The sequence below is a fragment of the Mesorhizobium sp. LNHC209A00 genome (assembly GCF_000502915.1).
Lineage (GTDB): Bacteria > Pseudomonadota > Alphaproteobacteria > Rhizobiales > Rhizobiaceae > Mesorhizobium.
Genome location: NZ_AYWT01000057.1, coordinates 1 through 772 on the forward strand (window position 1 = coordinate 1; position 772 = coordinate 772).

The following is a 772-nucleotide window of genomic DNA, read 5'->3' on the forward strand; positions in this document are numbered from 1 at the left end:
CCGCTTCTGGAAGCTCGGCCAGGCCAAGGAGAATAACGGTGTCCTGCTCCTGGTTGCGCCAAACGACCGCAAGATGCGCATCGAGGTCGGGTACGGGCTGGAAGGCACGCTGACCGACCTGCACACCAAGCTGATCGTCGAAAACGACATGGTGCCGGCTTTCCGCGCCGGCGATTTCCCGGGCGGCATCTCCAAGGCCGTCGACGACATGATCATGGTGCTGAACGGCAATCCGGAAGAACTGGAAGCGCGCGGCAAACGGAACGGGCAAGCACCGTTCAATTCCGACGACCTGTTCTTCGCCATTTTCATCGGCATTTGGGCGATCATTTTCTTCGGCAGCATCGCGGCCTCGGTGCTGCCGCCGATCTTCGGCCAGAAACTAGGGCCCGGGCGCTATCGCTGGCTTGGCATGACCTTCGAGCCGCACCGGCGATCATCGTCCGGCGGCTGGTCGTCCGGCGGAGGCGGTTGGTCCTCCGGCGGAGGGTCCTCCGGTGGCGGTTTTTCCGGTGGCGGTGGCTCGTCCGGCGGCGGCGGCTCCTCGGGAAGCTGGTAACGCCATGGTCAGAGCTGCCGTCCATTCAATGCCCGGCCAATGCGCTTCGCGGCTGCGCCTGGCCTTAATCATCCTGGCGTCTGTGCTGCTTGCCTCGATCGCTGCCGTGGCCGCCGATCTTCCGGCTCTCACCGGCCGTGTCGTCGACAATGCCGGCATCATCGATGCCGGCACACGTGCCGCGCTCACCCAAAAACTCGCCGAGCTCGAAAC

1 protein-coding gene and 1 pseudogene are annotated in these 772 nt (G+C 64.5%); both read left to right on the plus strand.

Annotated elements, in window-relative coordinates; all coding sequences use genetic code 11:
- On the plus strand, nt 1-559 hold a 559-nt coding region (locus X739_RS136610; protein ID WP_023796703.1), incomplete at its 5' end, for a TPM domain-containing protein.
- Between the two features lie 4 nt (nt 560-563).
- A pseudogene (locus tag X739_RS0136535) lies at nt 564-772 on the plus strand (hypothetical protein); the annotation flags it as partial.